The sequence below is a fragment of the Tabrizicola sp. genome, from assembly GCF_031377265.1.
Classification (GTDB): domain Bacteria; phylum Pseudomonadota; class Alphaproteobacteria; order Rhodobacterales; family Rhodobacteraceae; genus JAUYQR01.
The window spans coordinates 1-2061 of record NZ_JANMET010000204.1; the positions used below are offsets into that span (position 1 = coordinate 1).

Annotated in this window: 2 protein-coding genes and 1 pseudogene; 1 reads left to right on the forward strand and 2 read right to left on the reverse strand. The window is 61.4% G+C overall.

Annotation, left to right across the window (positions count from 1 at the left end):
- Positions 1 to 52: 52 nt before the first annotated feature.
- Entirely contained in the window at positions 53 to 1135 is a 1083-nt protein-coding gene (zapE, locus tag RMO18_RS11820) for a cell division protein ZapE (RefSeq protein ID WP_309666116.1), read from the forward strand.
- A gap of 3 nt (positions 1136 to 1138) precedes the next feature.
- On the opposite strand, the gene RMO18_RS11825 is transcribed toward zapE, so the two are convergent.
- Both RMO18_RS11825 and RMO18_RS11830 read right to left on the reverse strand, forming a co-directional pair.
- Positions 1139 to 1771 (reverse strand): alternative oxidase, encoded by a 633-nt coding sequence (locus tag RMO18_RS11825; RefSeq protein ID WP_309666117.1) that lies wholly within the window; start codon positions 1769 to 1771, stop codon positions 1139 to 1141.
- Between the two features lie 77 nt (positions 1772 to 1848).
- A pseudogene (locus RMO18_RS11830) lies at positions 1849 to 2061 on the reverse strand (hypothetical protein); the annotation flags it as partial.

The window sequence follows — 2061 nt, forward strand, 5'->3', positions numbered from 1 at the left end:
CTGACCGCATGCTCAGGGTTTCCAGACGGTTCCCGGCGCGCTAAGCCAAGCCATGCGCGAAACACTGACCCAGATCTATGAGGCCCGAGTGGCGGCGGGAACGCTGCGGCCTGATCCTGCACAACACGCGGTCCTGGCACGGCTTGAGGAATTGCGCGTCTGGCTGGAAGCCAACGCTACCCGTAAGGTAGGCCTTTTTGCGGGGCTCTTCGCCAAGCCGGTGATGCCGCCCAAGGGGATGTACCTGTGGGGCGGGGTCGGGCGCGGCAAATCCATGCTGATGGACATGTTCGCCGAAGCCACCAACATCACGCAAAAACGCCGGGTGCATTTTCATGCCTTCATGCAAGAGGTGCACAAAGGCATGCATGCGGCGCGAAAACAGGGGGTGGAGGATGCGCTGGCCCCGGTGGCCGAAGCCCTGATCCAAGACATCCGGCTGCTGGCCTTTGACGAGATGCAGATCAACGACATCACCGATGCGATGATTGTGGGACGATTGTTTGAAAAGCTGTTTGGTGCGGGGGTGGTGATCGTCACCACCTCCAACCGGCCGCCGCAGGATCTGTACAAAGACGGGTTGAACCGTGCGCTGTTCTTGCCTTTCATCGACATGCTGGAGACGCGACTGGAGGTGCGGGAACTGGAAAGCCCGACCGACTACCGCCAACATCGGCTGGCGGGTGCGCAGGTGTATTTCCACCCAGCGCGCACAGCGGGCGACAGCATTTCGGCAATCTGGGCTGATCTGACCGGGGGTGCCATTGGGGTGCCGCTGGTTTTGCCGGTGAATGGCCGCCAAATCGAACTGCCGCGCTTTGCCAGTGGCGTGGGGCGGGCAAGCTTTTGGGATTTGTGCTCCAAGCCCTTGGGCCCGGCGGATTTTCTGGCGATTGCGGGCGCGGTTAGGGTGCTGATCCTTGAGAATATCCCGCAACTGTCCTCAACGAACTACAACGAGGCCAAACGCTTTGTCACGCTGATTGACGCGCTGTACGAGGCGCGGGTTCGGCTGATCTGCTCAGCCGCCGATGCGCCAGAGCGGCTTTACATCGAAGGCGCCGGGTCGTTTGAATTTGAACGCACGGCCAGCCGCCTGCGCGAAATGCAGGCGGCAGATTGGGCCGAAGGCTAGCGGTCAGGCCTTGGCCAGGGCATCGGCGAACTCGTGATTGGTGTCACGGTGGCGCGCCTCATCCGCTCGCACGGCAATGATGACCTCACGCAGGCGGGCATCGGGCGCAAGCTTCCAGTAGGTGATGGCAAGCGCGGGCGCGGCCACGTTTTCGACAAAGCCGCTGTCAACCTGGGCAAGATAGCCAGTGTAGCTGACCACCGCTTCCTCCTCGAGATAACCCACCACGCGATGCGCTGTCTTGGGGGCAAAGAGGTAGAGGAAGAAGTAGGCGTTGAAGAACACCGCCTGGCCGAACATGATCAGCATGCGTTCGACAAAGGACGGCTGCGCGATGTTGATGAAGGTCATCAAGTGCATCCGCTCATTTTCGGCCTCGTCCAGCATCTCGCGGATCCAGCCTTCATCCTCGCGGATATGGCGCAGTGATTTGAGGTGCTGCAGCATGCCGCCAACCATGCCGGGCACGGCGGCCACGGTTTCCAGCACGACGGCCCGGTGGCCGTAACGCTTGGAAAAGAAGGCGTCGGCAAAGACGCGCATGAACTTGACGATGCCCAGAGCGACGCGGTCAGAGATGCCGTTCGGTGTCTTGTGACGGTCAAGCGGGGTGGAGGGTGAGTCGAGATCGGACATGGCAGTTTCCTTTCCCGACAAATGTAGGTGGTCTTTGCCAGCCCCTCAATCGGGTGCGACACAATGCAGCTGCAGCATCAGCCTGCCAGTGCTTGCCACAAAAGCCGGATCGCCATCGCCGAGGAGACAAAGACCAGCAACGGCTTGACCAACCCCGCCCCGACGTGCATTGCCAGCCTCGCGCCAAGGCTGGCGCCCGCGATCTGCGCGGCTGCCATTGCAAAGCCGGTGACCCACCAGGTGGCACCCGTCGGGATGAACACCAGCAGACTGCCAAAGTTGGAAGCGAA

Excerpts from the sequence above, each read along its gene's own strand:
- zapE (WP_309666116.1), top strand. The coding sequence starts at position 53 with ATGCGCGAAACACTGACCCAGATCTATGAGGCCCGAGTGGCGGCGGGA.
- RMO18_RS11825 (WP_309666117.1), bottom strand. The coding sequence starts at position 1,771 with ATGTCCGATCTCGACTCACCCTCCACCCCGCTTGACCGTCACAAGACA.